This is a genomic window from Enterobacter sp. 6722112, from assembly GCF_058661685.1.
Genome location: NZ_JBZWGR010000001.1, coordinates 1 through 1,707 on the forward strand (window position 1 = coordinate 1; position 1,707 = coordinate 1,707).

Sequence of the window (1,707 nt, forward strand, 5' to 3'; positions counted from 1 at the left end):
CACATAATGGAGCAGGGCGCTGACTTCCGGTGCCAGCAGGTATTTCGGTAGTTCATCTTGAACGAGCGCCATCTGGCGCAGGGCCAGCGCGGCGGGATAGTCAATGGCCACCGGCATTTGCGCCGGCTGCTGCGGGTGAGAATATGATAAGAGGCCGCTCATTGGTTTGACATTCCATCAGGTATCACTAATTGATTCCACTCCCTGTTGCGGGTAGCTTCAGCAGCGCGCAGGGCTCTTTCGCGCCTCCAGACTTTACGAAACACGGAAACTGCAGACCATTCATCATGACCTGTAAGACGTGTTTCGGGCATCCCGGTTGCCTTGCGCAGACGGACGGCAAGAATGACAGCGTTGATGCCCAAGCGCGTGAACTGATACTGCCGTTCCCTGAAATAGTCCTTATGCCAAGGAGGGTCGGAGTATTCGGCGGCATATGCAATTGCCCTGTGGGCCTCATCCTGGAGCACCGGCAGTTCACGGATGCGATACATAAGACGTGGCTCTAAAGTCCGCCAGTCACCGGAGACATCGATCAGATTCAGTTCAGGGTAATTCGTGACAGCTTTTCTCTCAGGCTGGGGGGCATCATCATCCTGGCCGTCATCCGTCACAACCCGGAAACAACCCTCAGCATACCGTTCAAGCATGAATACCAACTCGGTGGCAATGTAATGCAGTTCCTTTTTCATTTTATCTTCTGACGCCTGTCTCTCACGCTTAAGCGTGAAATAATGTGTCAGCCAGATGCCAGTGAGTGTTATACCCCCAGTAAGCAGGCCAGTGATAAGCCCGGTTGCCACGTTTCCCCAGATCCCCGCCCCTTGATTAATCAGCTGTACGGAAACCGGATGGGATGTCGCAGCAACTATACTCTCAGTTGCGGCCTGTATATCAGTCATTGATCATTTACCCCTTTATATTCCTGAGAAATCACACCTTCTGTATGTATTCAGCGGTCGGCAGCCAGCTCATCAGCCAGCTTCACAAACCTTTTGTGCTCAGTCTGCAGGTAATGGCTGTAAATCCGGGCATCACGTTCTGTCAGTCCGGATGGATTGCCGGTGAAGTAACGTTGCAGCACCGCAATACAGTGATTGTAGGTATCGAGATCATATTCCCAGTTTCCCAGCTCACCGGCCGCATCCAGTTCCTGGCGAAACTGCTCGTATTTACGGAGCAGAATGCCAAGACCTAATTCTGTTGCAGCATAAAGATTATTTTCTCCTGGCGCGGAAATCGCATTACGGATTTTTTCAAAAGCATAACTGAAATCATTTCTCTCATTGAATGCAGTAAACATGTCCTTTCCTCAGTTGAATAGTTAGCCGTGCAATTTTACCACACCTCAATCATCGTCAGATGAGTGCCACTCTGTCGCGACAGTGACTTTCACGAGAGTGATTTTCACATACTAAAATAATAAGCAGCCATATAACAACGTAATTAAATTACCTGACGGCCGCTCTGGCCGGATCCGACTTTTATGTTATTCCACAGTTTCCGGAAGTGTACCACGCACACGGAATAACCACAGCGCCCTTTCAGGGTGGTGAGCGGCCGGTCACGGGGCAGGGGAGGGGCACAACATATATGGTCACTGACAGCTGGAAACACCGCTACATCTTGTGTTTCCGGGCCGCTGCGCGCCGGCGGGGCTGAATCAGATCCGGAACAACATCTTTTCGGATCTCGGGAGAGGAAGAG

General features: G+C 51.3%; 2 protein-coding genes and 1 pseudogene. All 3 read right to left on the minus strand.

Features of this window, described 5'->3' with window-relative positions; genetic code table 11:
• Nucleotides 1-162, minus strand: a pseudogene (locus AC4OVU_RS00005) (phage integrase family protein); the annotation flags it as partial.
• A complete protein-coding gene (locus AC4OVU_RS00010; RefSeq protein ID WP_000129823.1) occupies nucleotides 159-902 on the minus strand; it encodes a hypothetical protein in 744 nt (247 codons plus the stop codon). The gene AC4OVU_RS00010 and the pseudogene AC4OVU_RS00005, both read right to left, overlap by 4 nt.
• Nucleotides 903-952: 50 nt before the next feature.
• Nucleotides 953-1,303 (minus strand): hypothetical protein, encoded by a 351-nt coding sequence (locus AC4OVU_RS00015; RefSeq protein ID WP_004118279.1) that lies wholly within the window; start codon nucleotides 1,301-1,303, stop codon nucleotides 953-955.
• Nucleotides 1,304-1,707: the final 404 nt, after the last annotated feature.